Source organism: Salegentibacter tibetensis (assembly GCF_020164485.1).
Classification (GTDB): Bacteria; Bacteroidota; Bacteroidia; order Flavobacteriales; family Flavobacteriaceae; genus Salegentibacter; species Salegentibacter tibetensis.
In genome coordinates, this window is record NZ_JAIQZA010000084.1 from 1 (window position 1) to 1261 (window position 1261).

1 pseudogene is annotated in these 1261 nt (G+C 42.0%); it reads left to right on the top strand.

The features are described 5' to 3' along the window. Positions 1-62: 62 nt before the first annotated feature. Positions 63-1261, top strand: a pseudogene (locus LB467_RS18575) (IS256 family transposase); the annotation flags it as partial.

Sequence of the window (1261 nt, forward strand, 5' to 3'; positions counted from 1 at the left end):
GAGGGTGTAATCTCAAGTCTGTCTAGACTTTGAAAAATATAATAAATTTTTTAAACTAGATTATGACACAAGAAGAGATTAAAGAATTAAAGGAAAAAGCATTAAAACAATTTTTATCAGGAGAATCCCTAACCGGCAAGGATGGGGCTTTTGCTCCGATGCTTAAAGAGTTTATGGAAGAGGCCTTAGAAGCAGAGATGTCCTCTCATCTTTCCGATGAAGAGAAAGGCTCTCAAGCTGGTAACAAGCGTAATGGTAAAGGTAAAAAGACCCTGAAGAGCAACCAATGGGGATGTCACCATCAACACCCCTCAGGATCGTGACAGCACCTTTGAGCCCCAGATCGTGGAGAAGCGTCAGCGTATCCTGGCCGATAACCTGGAAAAGCAAATCATAGGGATGTATGGGCTAGGCAACAGTCTTCGTGATATCTCCGCTCATATAGAGGAGATGTATGACTCCAAAATATCCACCCACGTCTTAAGTGATATTACCGACCGCGTTATTCCTAAGGTAAAGGAATGGCAAGACCGACCCTTGGAGTCGGTATATTGCATCCTATGGCTTGATGCGATGCATTTCAAGGTACGGGAAGAAGGAAAAGTAAGACATAAAGCTCTGTACAATATTTTAGGGATAAATAAAGCTGGGAAAAAGGAAGTACTGGGGATGTATATTTCAGAGAGTGAAGGTGCCAACTTCTGGCTTCAGGTCTTGACCAATTTACACAACCGCGGGTTAAAAGACATCCTGATTGCCTGTACAGATAATCTCACAGGCTTTAGTGAGGCTATTCATTCCGTTTATCCTAAAACAGATATCCAGCTATGTATTGTCCATCAAATCCGAAATAGCATGAAATACGTTGCCAGTAAGGATCAAAAAGATTTTATGAAAGATCTTAAATTGGTATACAAGGCGGATACCAAGGATCAGGCAGAATCGGCTTTACTGGAGCTGGAAGAAAAATGGGGCAAGAAATATCCCATAGTGATCCGTTCCTGGAATGATAACTGGGAAGAGTTGAGTGCTTATTTTGAATACACAGCTCCTATTAGAAAGCTCATATACACCACAAATGCCGTAGAGGGCTTTCACCGGCAGGTAAGAAAAGTAACCAAGACCAAAGGGGCTTTCACCAATGATATGGCACTCTTAAAGCTGGTATACCTGACAACCCAAAGAATAGAAAAGAAATGGAACACTCCCCTGCAGAACTGGGGCTTGGTAGTTCAACAATTAGCCATTAAATTTGAAGGCC